Below are 16166 nucleotides of genomic sequence, written 5' to 3' on the forward strand. Positions count from 1 at the left end.
GCTGGGTTCTCGGCTGTTCGATGGGAGACAGGGATGGGCTGACAGGTCGCGTTGGCGGCTGTAGGCAAGGGTGATGGGGTTTCTCCTCCTCGCTCTGATCGCGCTCGCGGCCTTCGTCTATCGCCTCCATTTGCGGATTGGCGCACTGGAGCGGGAGGTTCAGTGGCTTCGCGAGGGTGCGTCCGTGGAGGCGCCTCGAGTAGCCACTCGCCGCGCCGAGCCTGTCCGGGCACCGGCAGCCGAGCCCGCCGCCGAACGCGTTGCAGTCTCGCCACCTTCTCGGGAAAGGCTGCCTGAGGCGCCGAGCCCGTCCATGCTGGCGCGCGAGACGAAGGCCGCGGAGCAGGAGAGTTCCGCTCCGAACCGGCCAAATGTCGGAGGCCTGTTCGAGCAATTGGTCGGCGGGCGGCTGCTCATCTGGATCGGAGGCATCGCGCTCGCGGTCGCAGGCGTGTTCCTGGTCCGCTATTCGATCGGCCTGATCACGCCGGCCGTGCGGATGATCCTTGCGGCCTTGTTCGGCGCCGCTCTGGTCGGCGCCGGCGAGTTCGCGCGCTGGCGGCCCGGCAAGGTGGTCGATCCGCGGGTCGCGCAATCGCTGGTCGGCGCCGGGGTCCTGGTTTTCTACGCCGCCGCTTACGGGAGCCAGATCCTCTATGGCCTGATCTCGGCGCAGACCGCGCTGGCGCTGATGAGCGCGATCACGGTCGCCGCTTTGTTATTGTCGCTGCGCCACGGCGCGGCGACCGCCGTCATGGGGCTTGCCGGCGGCTTCGCGACTCCGCTGCTGGTCGGCAATCCGAGCGACTCGTCGGTGCCCCTGCTCACCTATCTCGCCCTGCTCGACATCGCCCTGTTCGTGATCGCGGGGCGGCGCGGCTGGGGCTGGCTCGCCGTTAGCGCCGTGGTGCTGAGCTTCGCCTGGACCGCAGTGCTGGCGACGATGGCCCCGGGCCACGCCTTGCCCGCCGGCGTCTTCATCGTGCTGCTGAGCTTCGGCGGTTCCCTGGTCAAAGCGGGGGAGGAGCGGCGGCTCGCCATGCTGCGCCCCGCTGCGATCGGCCTCGTCGAACTTGCCCTGCTGGTCGGCCGCCTCGATCTCGGCCTTCCCGCCTGGGGCCTCTTTGCAGTCTTGTCGCTTGGCTGTTTGGTCCTTGCAGCGCGCACGCCCGAAAATCGGCTTCTGCCTGCTTTGGCGCTGACGCTCGCTTTGCTGCTGTTGCTGATCAAGGCGATCGACCTGCCGGATCCGATGCTGCGCTTCATCGCGGCGGGCATCACCTTGGTGTTCGCAGGCGGCGGCCTCGTCGGTGCGCTCCGCGGCCGCGACCGAGGGATCTCGGTGGCAGTGGCCTCAACCGGCTTTGCCGGGCCGGTACTGATCCTACGGCTCTGCCAGGGAGATTTGCTCGTTCGTCCCGGCTGGGCCTTGCTGATGGCCGCGCTCGCGCTCGGTCCGATCTTCCTCGCCTGGAGCCGCCGTGCGATCGAGCGCGACGGCAAAGCGGATGCGCCGAGCGTGCTTGCAACCGGCACGGGCGCCTTGCTGCTCGCCATCGCCGGGGTGGATCTGCTTCCCCTCGATCTCGTCGGGACCTTCTGGATGCTGATCGGACTCTGCATCGCGCTTGCCGGCCAACGCACCAGCGATCGCGGGCTCGCCGGCCTCGCCGCGGTCGGCACCCTCGCCGGCCTTGTGTGGAGCGCCGTGCGGGTCTTCGACCTCTGGGCCGCTTCGGCCATGGCACTTTCCGGCGATCCCGCGCTTGTCGACGATCTGCCGCCTTTGGGCCAGGGCCTGCTCGTGCTGTTGCCGGCGGCGCTCATTCTGCTTGCAGCGTGGCGCCTCCTTGCCAAATCCGAGCGCCTCGCACGGGTCGCGCTTGCCGCCGGCGGGTTTGCCGCGGGTGCAGTCGCCTATCTGCTCTACAAGCACATGTTCGCGCTGGCAGGGCCGGAGGATTTCATCGCCCGCGGCCTCGCCGAGCGCACCGTGCTCAACCAATTGCTGTTCGTCGCCGGGTGGGCGATCTGCCATCGGCGCCTGCCCCTACCGTTGTTGAGCGATCGTCAGCGCTGGATGGCGGCCGTCGCCCTGACCGGACTGGCTGCGGCGCGGCTGGTCTGGTTCGACATGATGATCCACAATCCGGTGTTCGTCGTGCAATCGGTAGGATCGCTGCCGCTGCTCAATCTCGTCCTGCCGGCCTATCTGCTCAGCGCCTGGTGGCTGTACCGCGCGCGCCGCGTCGCCGGCAACGAGGCGCGTTCCGGGCTGTGGCTGACGCTTGCGCTCGCCGCCTTGCTGTTCGGCGTCATGCTGCTGGTGCGGCAGGCGTTCCAGGGCGCGATCCTCACCGCTCCGACGGTGGGGGAGGGCGAATCCTATTCCTATTCGCTTGCCGCACTGCTGCTGTCGCTCGCCTTGATCGTCGGCGGCATCCGTCTTGCCGACAAGCCGGTGCGGATTGCCGGGCTCGCTTTGCTGGCCGTGACCATCGTCAAGGTGTTCGGACTGGATGCGGCCGCGCTGACCGGCTTGCTGCGGATCCTGTCGCTGTTCGGACTGGGGGTCGGCCTGATCGGCATCGGCCTGCTCTATGGCCGCGTGCTGCGGGCGGAGGCCGAACCGGGTCCTGGCGCCGGAGCGGCAGGCTCCGTTTAGTCCAAGCGCGTGATCGATCGGCTGGGGTGCCGGTCTCCGGCGCCCATCGATGTCACGCCAACAGCTTCCACGCCGCAGCGATCGCCACGACGAGGCCGACGACGGCGCCCCAGAACAGCCAATCCGTGCTCTGGAAGATGCGCTTGGCGTGAACACGCCGTGTGTAATCAAAGCCGATCGCGCGGAGAAAACGTTCCATTGCCTGTGTAGCCTCGTACATCGAAGAGCGGCCTCGTGTCCCAGCGGAACCGTGGCGGCAAGCCTGAACGAACGATCTCGTGCCCCGAGTGCGACGCGGGGCCAGATCCGTGGGCGAATCGCCGCCAAACGAATACTTAGTCAGGGAAGCGTATCCTTGCCGGTCTGATTGCTTCGGACCCGCGATCTGTGCAGCCGGTCCCGGCCGATCAGCACCGAGTCTTTCGCCGGATCACGAATGAAAAATGGTCGGGGCGAGAGGATTCGAACCTCCGACCCCCACACCCCCAGTGTGATGCGCTACCAGGCTGCGCTACGCCCCGACCGGTGGAACCCTGTTCGGGCCCCGAAGCCGCGCCTCTAAGCCCGGCGGGAGACGATGGCAAGCGCCTGAATCCCATTGCTCCCGAACGGGATGCCCCGGCGGCCGTCCTTGCGCAGGGGGGCGAACGCATGTTAACCGCCCGCCACTTCTTCCGGATGCTTGTTCCAGCACCGATCCCTCACCAGGTAAGATCCCATGTTCGCATCGCCTGCATTCGCATCGACCGGCGCCGCCTCAGGAGGCGGAGCCTTCATGGCGCAATTCGTGTCCATGGCGCCCCTTCTTCTCATCTTCATCGCCTTTTGGTTCCTGCTCATCCGCCCGCAGAGCAAGCGCGCGAAACAGCACCGCGACATGATCGCCGCGGTCAAGAAGAACGACATCGCGGTGACGTCCGGCGGCCTGATCGGCAAGGTCACCAAGGTCGACGAGACCGAGGTCGAGGTGGAAATCGCGCCGAACGTGCGCGTGCGCGTGATCAAGGGGATGCTGAGCGAGGTCCGTCCCCACGGCACCAAGCCGGCGAACGACTGACATGCTCGATTTTCCCCGTTGGAAGGTCTGGGGCATCAGTCTCATCTGCCTTATCGGTGTGCTGTTCGCGGTCCCCAGCCTGGTTCCGGCACGCGAAGTGGCGAAGTGGCCAGCCTGGCTGCCGAGCGCGCAGATCAACCTTGGCCTCGATCTTGCCGGCGGCAGCCACCTGTTGCTGGAGGCGGACACGAGCGATCTCGCCAAAACCCGGCTGGAGCAGATGGAGGAGCGAGTCCGCGTCGGGCTCCGCCGTGAGTCGCCGCCGATCGAGATCGGCGAGATTTCGACTGCCGGCGGCCGGCTGAGCTTCATGGTGCGCAATCCCGCCCAGGTCGATGCCGCCGTGGACTTTGCGCGTCGCCAGACCCAGCCGGCCGGCCTCGGCCCGCGCGACTGGAACGTCGACGTCCTAGACCAGAACCGGATCGTGATGACGCCGACCCAGGCGGGCCTCGATCAGGGGCTCAAGGCGGCGATGGATAGCGCCCGCGAGGTCGTCTACAATCGCGTCGATCCGAGCGGGACCAAGGAGGTCACCGTGATTCGCCAGGGCGAGCAGCGGATCCTGGTGCAGGTTCCCGGTCTGCAGGACCCGGAGGGCCTCAAAAAACTGATCGGCAAGACCGCTCGACTCGAGTTCAAACTGGTCGATCTGACTGCAAATCCCGAGCAGGTCGCCCAGGGCCGCGCTCCCGTCGGCAGCCAGGTGCTGCCGATGCAGGGCGGCGGCGCGATGGCGGTCAAGCGCCGCGCCATCGTCACCGGCGAGCAGCTGATCGACGCCAAGCAGAGCTACGACCAGAACAACCAGCCGGTGGTCAGCATCACCTTCGATTCGAGCGGCGCCAAGGCATTCGGCCGGGTCACCAGGGAGAATGTCGGCAAACCCTTCGCCATCATCCTGGACAACGTCGTGCTGTCGGCGCCGAACATCAACGAGCCGATTCTCGGCGGCCAGGCGCAGATCGCCGGCAGCTATACGGTCCAGACCGCCAACGAGCTCGCCGTTCAGCTCGCCTCGGGCTCGCTTCCGATCGAGCTTCGCACGATCGAGGAGCGCAGCATCGGGCCCGAGCTCGGCCGCGATTCGATCTACTGGGGCAGCATCGCCGCAATGGCCGCGACCGCAGCGGTGATCCTATTCATGCTGATCACCTACGGACGGTTCGGGGTCTATGCGACGATCGGCCTGGTGCTTAACGCGTTGATGATCCTGGCGATCATGTCCATCATCGGCGCGTCGCTGACCTTGCCGGGTATCGCCGGCTTCGTGCTGACGATCGGCGCAGCGGTCGACGCCAATGTGCTGATCAACGAGCGCATCCGCGAGGAACTGCGTGCCGGGCGAAGGGTGATGGACGCGCTCGAGGCCGGCTATCGCGAGGCCAGCACCGCAATTTTCGACGCCAACATCACCAACGTGATCGCGGCCGTGCTGATGTACGTGCTCGGAACCGGACCGATCAAGGGTTTCGCCGTCGTGCTGATGATCGGCATCGTCACCTCCGTCTTCACTGCGGTGAACGTCACCCGGATGCTCGTCGCTTTGTGGGCGCGCCGGACTCGGCCCCGCGAACTCCATATCTAGGATCGCCCGATGCGCCTCCTGAAGCTCGTACCCGACAACACCAACCTCGATTTCATGCGCTGGCGGAACGTCGCGTTGGTGCTGTCGATCATCGTCACCGTCGCCTCGCTCGCGCTGGTTGCCGTTCGCGGCCTCAACCTGGGCGTCGACTTCGTCGGCGGCCAGATGATCACGGTCAAGTTCGACCAGACCGCACCGCTCGAGGAAGTGCGGGGGACGGTCAGCAGCCTCAACGTCGGCGACGCCAGCATCACGGAATTCGGCAACCCGCAGACCCTGTCGATCCGGATGGGCCTGCCCGATGAGGGCGGTGAGGGTGCGGCCACCCGCGTCGCCACGCAGGTGCGCACCGCAATCGCCGCCAAGCATCCGGACGCCAAGTTCACGGTCGACAGCGTGTCGGGCAAGGTCTCGAACGAGCTTTACAAATGGGGCGCGATCTCGGTCGCTCTCGCGATGCTTGGGATCGCGATCTACATCTGGTTGCGCTTCGAGTGGCAGTTCGGCGTCGGCGCGCTCGTGACCCTGTTCCACGATGTCTGCATGACAATCGGCTTCTTCTCGCTGACCCAGCTCGAGTTCAACCTGAACGTCGTCGCCGCGATCCTGACCATCGTCGGCTATTCGCTCAACGACACGGTGGTGATTTACGATCGGATCCGTGAAAATCTGCGCAAATACCGCAAGATGGAGATCGTGCCGCTGCTCAACCTCTCGCTCAACGAGACGCTGTCGCGGACGATGGTGACCTCGCTGTCGATCATGTTCGCACTGCTCGCCTTGCTGCTGATCGGGCCCCAGGTGATCTTCGGGCTGACGATCGCGATCCTGCTCGGCATCTTTGTCGGCACCTATTCGTCGATCTACATCTCCTCGCCGATCCTGGTCTGGCTCGGGGTCAGCGGCGACAGCTTCCTGCCGAAGCACACGACCGGCTCTGCCGCCAAGGGCGGCGAGCGCGTAGCGACTCCGAACGAAGGCTATTGAGATGGCGCGGCTGGACCGCGACCCCTCGGCCGAAGGGCCGCTGGTCCAGGGTTTCCGGGACGGCGGCTTCTCGATCGACGGCGCCGTCCATCGCGCGGCTTTTCTGAGCCCGGTTGCCGCCTGGGCCTGGAGCCCACCTGCCGTAGCGGAGCTCACCCCAGCCGATGTCGATCCGATCCTGTCGCTCGATCCCGCGCCCGAGTTCGTGCTGCTCGGCACCGGACCGGGTATCGCCTTCCCGCCCCGCGCCTTCGTGCGCGCGCTCGAAGCGCGCGGGATCGGCGTGGAAGTGATGGACAGCCGCGCCGCCGCCCGTACCTGGGGGGTGTTACGCGCCGAAGGGCGCTGGATCGTCGCCGCGTTGATGCCGCTGTCTTGATATGCTGCGGAGATGCTCTTGAAGCGTCTCCGCATTCCTCTTCCAGCTGAACGCCGAGACGCTTTCCCGAATTCGCTCCTGGTCAGACGGACCGGCGAGCAGCGCCCGCGCCGCCGCCGCGATCGCCAAGGCGTCGCGGGGTACCAGTCGGCCGGCGGCGGCATCTCGAAGCACCTCACGGGCGCCGCCGACGTCCGTGATGATCAGGGGCGTGCCGCAGGCGAGCGCCTCTACCCAGACATTCGCGAGCCCTTCGCGCGCGGAGGGCAGCACCATCGCGTCGGCGGCGCCGAGGAGGGCGGGCAGCTCCGCATGCGGGCGGTTGCCGAGAAACCGAACTCGCGATGCGACGCCCGTCGCGGCGGCCAAAGCCTCCAGCGCGGGCCGATCAGGGCCGTCGCCGACGAGCAGCAACGTCGCATCGGGCAGTGCCGCGAGAGCTTCGATCACCAACCTCTGCCCCTTGAGTGGGATCAGCGCACCGGCGCTGACCAGCAGGGAACCCTTGACGCCCAGAGCCGCCTTGGCCGCGCTGCGGTCGATCGGCGCGAAGCGGTCGAGATCGATACCGGTATAGTGCACAGCGATCTTGTCCTCGGGCATGCCGAGCGCCGTCATCGACGCTTTCAGCGCGGCGCTGACCGCGAGCAATCCTCCGGCGCGGCGCGCGGCTTCCACCATCTGGCGCCGTACCGTCGGCCGCGCCCCCCAATAATGGATGTCGCTGCCGCGCGCCTTGATCGAGAAGGGAATGCCGAGCGCCTCGGAGATGTGCATGGCGGCGACCCCGTCTGGCCAGAAGAATTCGGCATCGATGACGTCGAACGGAAACTCTCGGCGGAGCGCGCGCAGCAACGGCAAGGCCGCGCGGGCCAGGGCACGCCCGGACAATGGCTCGAGCCGCGGCAGCACGCAAAAGCGCGGCCGATAGACGTCGAGCTCGTCCAGGGTCTCGTGTGACGGCAAGGCTCGGCGACCTGAATAGTGGCGATGGAGGGACAGCGGCCAGGGCGGCAGGCTGACACCGGCGACGACGCGCACCTCGACGTCCGCGAGCGCAGCCAAAGCGCGTGTCTGCCGTTCCACGAACACGCCGAAGGTCGGCCTGTTCCGGTCCGGGAAAAGCGTCGAAAGAGTGAGCACGCGGAGCATCGCTTTCCCCCTATCCGCGAACCATTAAACCGGCGTTCATGCGCCGCCGGGCAACCCGTCCGCTATCTGCTTGGCCCCGGCCGAACCCTCCGCTAAGAAGCCCTCCATGCTCCGTCCCTCCGCACGTCCGATCGCCGCCGCAATGTTGCTGGCCATGGTTCTTCCCCTTGCCGCCTGCGCCGGGGGCAAAAAGACCCGTGCCGACACTCAATATGTCGCTCGCGACGTCAACACGCTCTACGGCGAGGCCAAGGCCCGGCTCGACCGCGGCCAATATCAGGTCGCCGCGGCGCTGTTCGACGAGGTCGAGCGCCAGCATCCCTATTCCGTCTGGGCGCGCCGTGCGCAGCTGATGAGCGCGTTCAGTTATTATGCCGCGCGCGATTACACCAAGTCGGTCGAATCCGCCCGCCGCTTCCTGTCGATCCACCCGGGCAATCGCGATGCGCCTTACGCCCATTATCTGATCGCGCTGGCTTATTACGAGCAGATCGAGGACGTGACCCGCGATCAGAGCATCACCCGCCAGGCGTTGGATGCGCTGAACGAGCTGGTCCGCCGCTATCCGACCACGCGTTACGCATCGGACGCGAGGCTGAAGATCGATCTCGTGCGCGATCATCTGGCCGGCAAGGAGATGGAGGTCGGCCGCTTCTATCAGCGCAGGGCCCAATGGCTCGCCTCGGTCCAGCGCTTTCGCGCCGTGGTCGACGAATATCAGACGACGAGCCATGCGCCCGAGGCGCTGATGCGGCTCACCGAAAGCTACCTTGCCCTCGGCATCCCCGACGAGGCGCGCAAGTCCGCGGCGGTGCTCGGCGCCAATTATCCGAACACCAAATGGTATGAGCGCGCCTACGAGCTGGTGCAAAAGAACGCGCCCGCCGCGCCTGCGGCTTGATCTGACGAGTCGGCCAATGGCAGAGTCCGGCGCATGCTGACCGGGCTTTCCATCCGCGACGTCGTCCTGATCGAGAGCTTGGATCTCGAATTCGGGCCGGGGCTCGGCGTCCTCACCGGCGAGACCGGTGCCGGCAAATCGATCCTGCTCGACTCCCTGGGTCTCGCGCTCGGTGCGCGTGCCGACAGTGGTCTGGTGCGCAGCGGCCAGGCGCAGGCGGTGGTCAGCGTCAGCTTCGACTTACCGGCGGACCATATGGCGCTTGCGCTGCTGCGCGAGAACGGGCTCGACGGCGAGCCCGGCGAGCCGCTGGTGATCCGCCGCATCGTCAAGGCCGACGGCGGGAGCCGCGCGCTGATCAACGATCAGTCGGCCTCGGTCGCCCTGCTGCGCGAGCTAGGAGCAATGCTGGTCGAGATCCACGGCCAGCATGACGATCGCGGCCTGCTCAACGCCCGCGGACACCGCGCCCTGCTCGACACGTTCGGTGGCATCGACACCCGGGAAACCGAGCGCCTGTTCCGGGTGTGGGGCGAGGCCAATGCGGCGCTGGCGCGGGCGCGGGAGGAGCTGGAGGCGGCAACACGCGACCGCGAATATCTCGAACATGCCGCCGCCGAGCTCGGCAAGCTCGCTCCGCAGCAGGGCGAGGAGGAGGAACTCGCGGAACTGCGCGCCAATATGCAGAAGGGTGCGCGCCTCGCCGAAGACATCGCGGCGGTCGGCCAGTATCTCGACGGGTCGGAAGGCGGGCTGTCGCTGCTCCGCCAGGCAGCGCGCCGGCTCGAGCGGATCGGCGACCAGCATGACAAGCTCGGCGAGGCGCTGTCGGCGCTCGACCGTGCTCTGATCGAAGCCTCCGATGCCGAGGACCGTCTTGCCGAAGCCGCCGATGCGCTCGCTTACGATCCTGCCCGGCTGGAGGAAGCGGAAGCGCGCCTTTTCGAGATCCGCGCCGTCGCCCGCAAGCACCGGGTCGAGCCCGATGCGCTGCCGGCGCTGGCGCAGGAGCTCGGCGCCAAGCTCGCGGCGCTCGAAGCCGGGACCCGCAGCCTGGCGATCCTCGAACGCTCGGTCAGCGACGGCCGCGCGGCCTACGAGGATGCGAGCCAGCGCCTGTCCGCCCTGCGCGCGGCCGCCGCGAAGCGGCTCGATTCCGCGGTCGCGCGCGAGCTGGCGCCGCTGAAGCTCGATGCCGCCCAGTTCCGCACGATCGTCGAGGCGCTGCCCGAGGGACAATGGGGCCCGCGCGGCCGCGATCGGGTCGAGTTCGAAGTGTCGACCAATCCAGGCGCGCCGTTCGCGCCGCTGACCAAGATCGCCAGCGGCGGCGAATTGTCGCGTTTCATCCTCGCGCTCAAGGTCGCGCTCGCCGAGCAGGGCGGCGCCGGCACCATGATCTTCGACGAGATCGATCGCGGCGTCGGCGGCGCCGTGGCGAGCGCGATCGGCGAGCGCCTCCACCGGCTGTCGTCGACCGCGCAATTGCTCGTCGTCACCCACAGCCCGCAGGTCGCCGCCCGCGGCAGCCGCCATTTCTTCATCGAGAAGAGCCACGGCCTCGTTACACGGACGAGCGTCCATCTGCTCGACGAGGGTCGCCGGCGCGAGGAGATCGCCCGCATGCTCTCCGGCGCCGAAGTCACGGACGAAGCCCGCGCGCAGGCGGTGCGATTGCTGGAAGCCGCATGATCGAGAAACGAACAATCGACTACAGCCACGACGGCGACGCGCTGGAAGGCATTTTGGTGTTCGATCCGGAGGCGGGGCCGCGGCCCACCGTTATTGTCGTCCACACCTTCGTCGGGCGCGGGCCGAACGAGGAAAAGGTGGCGGCGCGGCTTGCCGAACTCGGCTACAACGCCTTTGCCGCCGATCTCTACGGCAAGGGGGTGCTCGGCAGCACCCGCGACGAATGTGCGGCGCTCATGCAGCCGTTCCTCGACGATCGCGCACGGCTGCAGGATCGTTTGCTGACCATGCTCGACACAGTGCGTGCATTGCCCGAGGTCGATGCGGCGCGGATCGTCGCGATCGGTTACTGCTTCGGCGGCCTCTGCGTCCTCGATCTCGCCCGCACCGACGCCGAGCTTGCGGGCGTTGCCAGCTTCCACGGCCTGTTCGGCGCGCCCGGCAATCGCGAGGGCACCAGGGTCGCGGCTAAGGTCGTCGCCTATCATGGCTGGGACGATCCCATGGTGCCGCCGGCCGCGGTCACCGCCCTCGGCGCGGAGCTCAGCGCCGCCGGCGCCGACTGGCAGATCCATGCTTATGGCGGCGTCATGCACGGCTTCACCAACCCCAAGGCGGCGGCGCCGGAGAACGGGGTGCTCTACGACGCGGCGGCGGATCGCCGTTCGTGGGCGAATCTGCTGCTGTTCCTCGAGGAATGCTTCGCCTGAACCCCTTGGGCGTGACGCCGCTTCTTGTTAAGCGAGCGGCATGACCGAAGCCGAAGCCGCCGCCGAACTCGAGCGTCTCGCCCGCGAGATCGCGCACCACAACCGCCTGTATCACGCCGACGACGCGCCCGAGATCAGCGATGCGGATTATGATGCGCTGGTGCGGCGCAACGCGGCGCTGGAGGCGGAATTCCCCCAGTTAGTGCGCGAGGACAGCCCGTCGCGGCAGGTCGGCGCTGCGCCGGGCGGCCCGCTGCGCAAGGTGCCGCACGCCTTGCCGATGCTCAGCCTCGACAATGCCTTCGCCGCGGAGGACGTCGAGGATTTTCTTGCCCGCGTTCGCCGCTTCCTGAAGCTTGCCGACACCGCCGAGGTTACGCTGACCGCCGAGCCCAAGATCGACGGACTGTCCTGCTCGTTGCGCTACGAACAGGGCGTGCTGAAGCTCGCCGCCACCCGCGGCGACGGAGCGCAGGGGGAGGACGTCACGCAGAATGTCCGCACGATCGCCGACATTCCCGAGCGCTTGAAGGGGGACGTGCCGGACGTGTTCGAGGTGCGTGGCGAGGTCTACATGTCGAAGGCGGACTTCGCGGCGCTGAACGCCCGGCTCAAGGCGGAAGCCGAGGCCAAGGCAGGGCCGGACCACGAGGGCGAGCTGAAATATCGCCAGTTCGCCAATCCCCGCAATGCCGCCGCCGGCTCGTTGCGCCAGATCGACGCTTCGGTGACCGCTTCTCGCCCGCTGCGCTTTCTGGCCCACGGCTGGGGCGAGGTCTCCGGGCTGCCGGCGGACACCCAGCTCGGCGTTATGCACGCGATCGCCCGTTGGGGCCTGCCGGTTTCGGAGGATCTCAAGCGCTTCGCCGATTTCGATGGGCTGCTCGTCCATTACCGTGCGATCGAGACCGCGCGTGCGGACTTGCCGTTCGACATCGACGGCGTCGTCTACAAGGTCGACGATCTCGAGCTGCAGCGGCGCCTCGGTCAGGTGGCGCGGGCGCCGCGCTGGGCGATCGCGCACAAATTCCCCGCCGAGCGCGCCGAGACCACGCTGGAGGCAATCGACATCCAGGTCGGCCGCACCGGCAAGCTGACCCCGGTGGCGCGGCTCACGCCGGTGACCGTCGGCGGGGTCACCGTCACCAATGCGACGCTGCACAATGCCGACGAGATTGCCCGTCTGGGCGTGCGGCCCGGCGACCGGGTGCTGATCCAGCGCGCCGGCGACGTGATCCCGCAGGTGCTGCAGAATCTGACGGCCGACGCCGTGCGCGACGCCTATGTCTTCCCCGACCATTGCCCCGAATGCCGATCGGAAGCGGTGCGCGAGGAGGGCGAGGTCGACATACGCTGCACCGGCGGACTGGTTTGCCCGGCCCAGCGGGTCGAGCGCCTCCGCCATTTCGCTTCCCGCCACGCGCTCGACATCACCGGCCTTGGGATCACCAATATCGAGGACTTCTTCCGGGACGGAATCGTCGCGTCGCCGGCCGACATCTTCCGGCTGCACGAGAAAAAGGAAATCCTGCTGTCGCGCGAGCGTTGGGCGCAGACCAAGGTCGACAATCTCCTCGCCGCGATCGACGAACGGCGCTCGCCGCCGCTCGACCGGTTCCTGTTCGCGCTCGGAATCCGTCATGTCGGCGAAGTCACCGCCCGCGATCTCGCCCGCCGCTACGGGTCGTTCGAGGCGTTCCGCGAGATGATCGAGCGGGCCCGCACAGCGCGCGCCGAGATCGTTCAGGCGCTCGGTGAAAGCGACGAGAAATTCCGCCAGCGCCGCGACTCGGCGGCGGCAGCGGTGATCGAGACGCCCGGCGTCGGCGGCGAGGTCGCAGGGGCGCTGATCGACTTCTTCGACGAACCGCATAATCGCGAGGTCGTCGACGATCTCCTCGCCGCCGGGGTGAAGCCGAGCAACCTCGTCTGGCAGACGCAGGAGAGCCCCGTCTCCGGAAAAACCCTGGTATTCACCGGCAGCCTGGAAACCCTCTCGCGCGACGAGGCCAAGGCGCAGGCGGAGAGGCTCGGCGCCAAGGTATCGGGCTCGGTCTCCGCCAAGACCGATTTGCTGATCGCCGGCCCCGGCGCGGGTTCCAAGCTCAAGAAGGCGCAGGAACTGGGGATCGAGGTGATCGACGAAGCCGGCTGGAACAAGATCGTCGCGGAAGCAGGGTGAGCTCCGGGCAGCGCGCGGCGACGGCGAGGCGCGTTCACCTATGCCGAAGGGGCGGATTTGCAAGCGGCACTATGCGAGCAAAGAGTTGGCGAGTTGAGTGAAGCGGCGGCCGTTTGTAGCGCCCGCTTGTTGAAGGAAAGAGCCTCCTGATGGCAGCAGCAAACACGCAAACCGGACATGGCCGCATTATCGCACGCTTCGTGCGCCACCGATTGGGCGTCTGGGCTCTGCCGCTCTTCCTGGCAGCGGCGTTGCCCTCGATGAGCGAAGCCGCGCCTCTCCGCATCATGAGTTTCAACGTCCGCGTGCCTGTGGAGCAGGATGGGCTCGATGCCTGGCCGCACCGCAAGGATTTCCTCGTCGACGTCGTCGCCAAGGCACGTCCGGACGTTCTCGGCACGCAGGAGCTGAAGCGGATCCAGGGCGAATATCTGCTGGCGCACCTGCCCGATTATGCCTGGTTCGGGACCGACCGCCGCGGTGGGCGCGACGACGAATATATGGGGATCTTCTATCGGCGCGACCGGCTGCGGATCATCGAGCTCGGCAATTTCTGGCTGTCGGACACGCCGGCAATGCCCGGAAGCATCAGCTGGGGCCATCCCTTGCCGCGGATGGTGACCTGGGGGCTGTTCGAGAGCAAAGCGGACGGGCGCCGCTTCTATCTTCTCAATACCCACTTCCCGTACCGCGCGGAGGATGAGGGCGCCCGCACCAAGGGTGCGGAGGCGATTGCCGCGTTCGTTGCCAAATTGCCCGGTGAAGTGCCGGTGGTGCTGACCGGCGACTTCAACACGGTGCCGGAGAGCGCCGCGCATACAGTGCTGACGCGGGCGCTGGCCGACGTCCGCACGGCAGCGCGCTCGGTCAGCGGGCCCGAGGCGACCTTCCACGGCTTCACCGGCAGAGCCGACCGCCGCATCGACTGGATCCTTGCCCGCGGCGTCACGCCGCTGCGGGTGCGAACCGATGACGTGCAGCGCGGCGGTCGTTATCCCTCGGATCACTTTCCGGTGATTGCGGACTTCGACTGGTAGCAGCGAAGCGCGACGCAGGCGCTGATCAGCCGCTTCAGCCCGCTCATGGAGATGCCGAAGTTCGAACCCCGATCTTCCGCACAGCCGCACTTCTCAAGCCTGAGCGCCCCCTGTAACCGGTTTGAACCGCGCCGGACGAGCGCGCAAGAGGGGATCTGATGAGCGACACGGGCCGTCCAAATACGCCGCTGCGGGACATCGTCATCGTCGGCGGCGGCACTGCGGGGTGGATGACGGCAGCCTTGCTGTCGAAGCTGTTCACACGCGGCTATCACATCCGACTCATCGAATCCGATGAGATCGGAACGATCGGCGTCGGCGAGGCGACGATCCCGGCGATCCGCACCTATCTGCAACTCGCCGGCATCGACACTGTCGAGATGATCAAGGCGACGCAGGCAACGTTCAAGCTTGGTATCGAATTCGTCGACTGGCGGGACCTCGGCACCTCGTACATCCATGGTTTCGGCAAGATCGGCCAGGATATGCTGTGGCTGCACCCCCATCAACTCTGGCTCAAGATGGCAGCCCGTGGGCAGGTGAAGCATTTCGATCATTATGCGTTGAACTGCCTCGCGGCGCGCAAGAATCGCTACTGCCCGCCGGATCCGCGCCAGCCCGGCTCACCGCTCGCCGACCTGGATTATGCCTTTCACTTCGACGCGTCATTGTTTGCCGCATTCCTGCGTCGCCAGAGCGAAGCGCGCGGCGTGGAGCGGATCGAGGGTCGGATCCTCTCGGCGAAGCAGCGTTCCGAAGACGGTTTCGTGGACCACGTCGTCCTTGCCGACGGCCGGGCCGTCGTCGGCGACCTGTTCATCGATTGCTCCGGCATTCGCGGCCTGTTGATCGGCGATGTGCTTGGCGTGGGCTATGAAGACTGGAACCATTGGCTGCCATGTGATCGGGCGCTGGCAGTCCCCTGCGAAAGCGCGGCGGTGCTGACGCCCTATACGCGATCGACGGCGCGGTCGAACGGGTGGCAATGGCGAATCCCGCTCCAGCACCGCATCGGCAATGGTCGTGTCTATTCGAGTCACCATGGCAGCGACGAAGAGGCGGCCGAGTCACTGCTCGCCAATCTTGACGGCAGGCCTATCGGCGATCCGCGTCCGGTGCGCTTCCGACCGGGCATGCGCCACCGTTCATGGGACAAGAACGTGGTGGCGATCGGCCTTTCCGGGGGATTTCTGGAGCCGCTCGAATCGACCAGCATCCACCTCATCCAGACTGCGATCCTGCGCCTGATCGCGCTGTTCCCCGGCCGCGCCTTCAATCCCGCCGATATCGCCGAGTATAACCGTCAGACGGCCTTCGAATATCGCGACGTGCGCGATTTCATCATTGCCCATTACAAGGTCACCGATCGCGAGGACACGTCCTTCTGGGCCTATGTGAAGCACATGGACATACCCGACAGCCTGGCCGAACGGCTGGACCTGTTCCGGGCCTCCGCGCGTTTCTTCCTGCACGGCAAGGCGGAGTTGTTTCGAGAGGAAAGCTGGGTTCAGGTGCTGATCGGCCAGGGGCTCCCGATGCATTATGATCCGATGGTCGACATGATCCCCGAAGCACAGGTGACCGGCTACCTGCGCGACATCGAGGAGGTCATCGCCGACGTCGCCGAGCGCATGCCGCTACACTCCGATTTCATCGCTCGGCAGTGCCGTGCTCCCGCGGCGAACCTCTCCTGACGAGTGTTCAGACGCGGTTGCGTGGCTTCGCAGACACAGGCCGAGGACCCAGCGGGCAGGCCGCCACGAGGCCAATTGACAGCGCCGGTCAAAGCGGCTTTTGTGCCGTCGATAGCGATAAG

13 protein-coding genes and 1 tRNA gene are annotated in these 16166 nt (G+C 66.9%); 11 read left to right on the forward strand and 3 right to left on the reverse strand.

The features are described from left to right. Window positions 1–73 precede the first annotated feature (73 nt). Window positions 74–2665: a DUF2339 domain-containing protein gene (locus C7I55_RS24500; RefSeq protein ID WP_106515686.1), complete on the forward strand. Its 2592-nt coding sequence runs from the start codon at window positions 74–76 to the stop codon at window positions 2663–2665. A gap of 52 nt (window positions 2666–2717) precedes the next feature. Here C7I55_RS24500 and C7I55_RS28330 read toward each other — a convergent pair whose 3' ends face one another. Both C7I55_RS28330 and C7I55_RS24505 read right to left on the reverse strand, forming a co-directional pair. Continuing rightward, window positions 2718–2864 carry a hypothetical protein gene (locus C7I55_RS28330; RefSeq protein ID WP_158266575.1) on the reverse strand — a complete coding sequence of 49 codons (147 nt, stop codon included), beginning with the start codon at window positions 2862–2864 and terminating at the stop codon, window positions 2718–2720. A 245-nt stretch (window positions 2865–3109) separates the two neighbouring features. Then, window positions 3110–3186 (reverse strand) — tRNA-Pro (locus C7I55_RS24505). 197 nt (window positions 3187–3383) lie between these two features. Between C7I55_RS24505 and yajC the strand changes: the two genes are divergently transcribed. The 4 genes from yajC to C7I55_RS24525 are packed head-to-tail and all read left to right on the forward strand — an operon-like array spanning window position 3384 to window position 6676. Continuing rightward, window positions 3384–3722 (forward strand): preprotein translocase subunit YajC, encoded by a 339-nt coding sequence (gene yajC, locus C7I55_RS24510; RefSeq protein WP_106515687.1) that lies wholly within the window; start codon window positions 3384–3386, stop codon window positions 3720–3722. Window position 3723: 1 nt separating this feature from the next. Beyond that, window positions 3724–5310, forward strand: a complete 1587-nt coding sequence (secD, locus tag C7I55_RS24515; protein ID WP_106515688.1) for a protein translocase subunit SecD — start codon at window positions 3724–3726, stop codon at window positions 5308–5310. Window positions 5311–5319: 9 nt separating this feature from the next. Beyond that, on the forward strand, window positions 5320–6297 hold the full coding sequence (secF, locus tag C7I55_RS24520) for a protein translocase subunit SecF (RefSeq protein ID WP_106515689.1): 978 nt from the start codon (window positions 5320–5322) through the stop codon (window positions 6295–6297). A gap of 1 nt (window position 6298) precedes the next feature. Further along, complete coding sequence (locus C7I55_RS24525; RefSeq protein WP_106515690.1) at window positions 6299–6676, forward strand: Mth938-like domain-containing protein; 378 nt, start codon at window positions 6299–6301, stop codon at window positions 6674–6676. On the opposite strand, the gene C7I55_RS24530 is transcribed toward C7I55_RS24525, so the two are convergent. Further along, window positions 6626–7828 carry a glycosyltransferase gene (locus C7I55_RS24530; protein ID WP_106515691.1) on the reverse strand — a complete coding sequence of 401 codons (1203 nt, stop codon included), beginning with the start codon at window positions 7826–7828 and terminating at the stop codon, window positions 6626–6628. The genes C7I55_RS24525 and C7I55_RS24530 overlap by 51 nt on opposite strands. A 106-nt stretch (window positions 7829–7934) precedes the next feature. Here C7I55_RS24530 and C7I55_RS24535 point away from each other — a divergent pair, with 106 nt between their 5' ends. From C7I55_RS24535 to C7I55_RS24560, 6 genes are all read left to right on the forward strand, one after another. Further along, a complete protein-coding gene (locus C7I55_RS24535) occupies window positions 7935–8729 on the forward strand; it encodes an outer membrane protein assembly factor BamD (RefSeq protein WP_106515692.1) in 795 nt (264 codons plus the stop codon). 33 nt (window positions 8730–8762) lie between these two features. After that, a complete protein-coding gene (gene recN, locus C7I55_RS24540) occupies window positions 8763–10421 on the forward strand; it encodes a DNA repair protein RecN (RefSeq protein ID WP_106515693.1) in 1659 nt (552 codons plus the stop codon). Continuing rightward, a complete protein-coding gene (locus tag C7I55_RS24545; RefSeq protein WP_106515694.1) occupies window positions 10418–11131 on the forward strand; it encodes a dienelactone hydrolase family protein in 714 nt (237 codons plus the stop codon). Before recN ends, C7I55_RS24545 begins: the two co-directional genes overlap by 4 nt. A 40-nt stretch (window positions 11132–11171) precedes the next feature. Next, complete coding sequence (gene ligA / locus C7I55_RS24550; RefSeq protein WP_106515695.1) at window positions 11172–13313, forward strand: NAD-dependent DNA ligase LigA; 2142 nt, start codon at window positions 11172–11174, stop codon at window positions 13311–13313. 149 nt (window positions 13314–13462) lie between these two features. Then, a complete protein-coding gene (locus tag C7I55_RS24555; protein ID WP_233222398.1) occupies window positions 13463–14350 on the forward strand; it encodes an endonuclease/exonuclease/phosphatase family protein in 888 nt (295 codons plus the stop codon). 158 nt (window positions 14351–14508) lie between these two features. After that, a complete protein-coding gene (locus C7I55_RS24560; protein ID WP_106515696.1) occupies window positions 14509–16044 on the forward strand; it encodes a tryptophan halogenase family protein in 1536 nt (511 codons plus the stop codon). Window positions 16045–16166: the final 122 nt, after the last annotated feature.

This window comes from Allosphingosinicella deserti (genome assembly GCF_003012735.1).
GTDB lineage: Bacteria > Pseudomonadota > Alphaproteobacteria > Sphingomonadales > Sphingomonadaceae > Allosphingosinicella > Allosphingosinicella deserti.

Excerpts from the sequence above, each read along its gene's own strand:
- C7I55_RS24535 (WP_106515692.1), top strand. The coding sequence starts at position 7,935 with ATGCTCCGTCCCTCCGCACGTCCGATCGCCGCCGCAATGTTGCTGGCC.
- yajC (WP_106515687.1), top strand. The coding sequence starts at position 3,384 with ATGTTCGCATCGCCTGCATTCGCATCGACCGGCGCCGCCTCAGGAGGC.
- C7I55_RS24545 (WP_106515694.1), top strand. The coding sequence starts at position 10,418 with ATGATCGAGAAACGAACAATCGACTACAGCCACGACGGCGACGCGCTG.
- C7I55_RS24555 (WP_233222398.1), top strand. The coding sequence starts at position 13,463 with ATGGCAGCAGCAAACACGCAAACCGGACATGGCCGCATTATCGCACGC.
- ligA (WP_106515695.1), top strand. The coding sequence starts at position 11,172 with ATGACCGAAGCCGAAGCCGCCGCCGAACTCGAGCGTCTCGCCCGCGAG.
- C7I55_RS28330 (WP_158266575.1), bottom strand. The coding sequence starts at position 2,864 with ATGGAACGTTTTCTCCGCGCGATCGGCTTTGATTACACACGGCGTGTT.
- C7I55_RS24530 (WP_106515691.1), bottom strand. The coding sequence starts at position 7,828 with ATGCTCCGCGTGCTCACTCTTTCGACGCTTTTCCCGGACCGGAACAGG.
- C7I55_RS24560 (WP_106515696.1), top strand. The coding sequence starts at position 14,509 with ATGAGCGACACGGGCCGTCCAAATACGCCGCTGCGGGACATCGTCATC.
- C7I55_RS24500 (WP_106515686.1), top strand. The coding sequence starts at position 74 with ATGGGGTTTCTCCTCCTCGCTCTGATCGCGCTCGCGGCCTTCGTCTAT.
- C7I55_RS24525 (WP_106515690.1), top strand. The coding sequence starts at position 6,299 with ATGGCGCGGCTGGACCGCGACCCCTCGGCCGAAGGGCCGCTGGTCCAG.
- secF (WP_106515689.1), top strand. The coding sequence starts at position 5,320 with ATGCGCCTCCTGAAGCTCGTACCCGACAACACCAACCTCGATTTCATG.
- recN (WP_106515693.1), top strand. The coding sequence starts at position 8,763 with ATGCTGACCGGGCTTTCCATCCGCGACGTCGTCCTGATCGAGAGCTTG.
- secD (WP_106515688.1), top strand. The coding sequence starts at position 3,724 with ATGCTCGATTTTCCCCGTTGGAAGGTCTGGGGCATCAGTCTCATCTGC.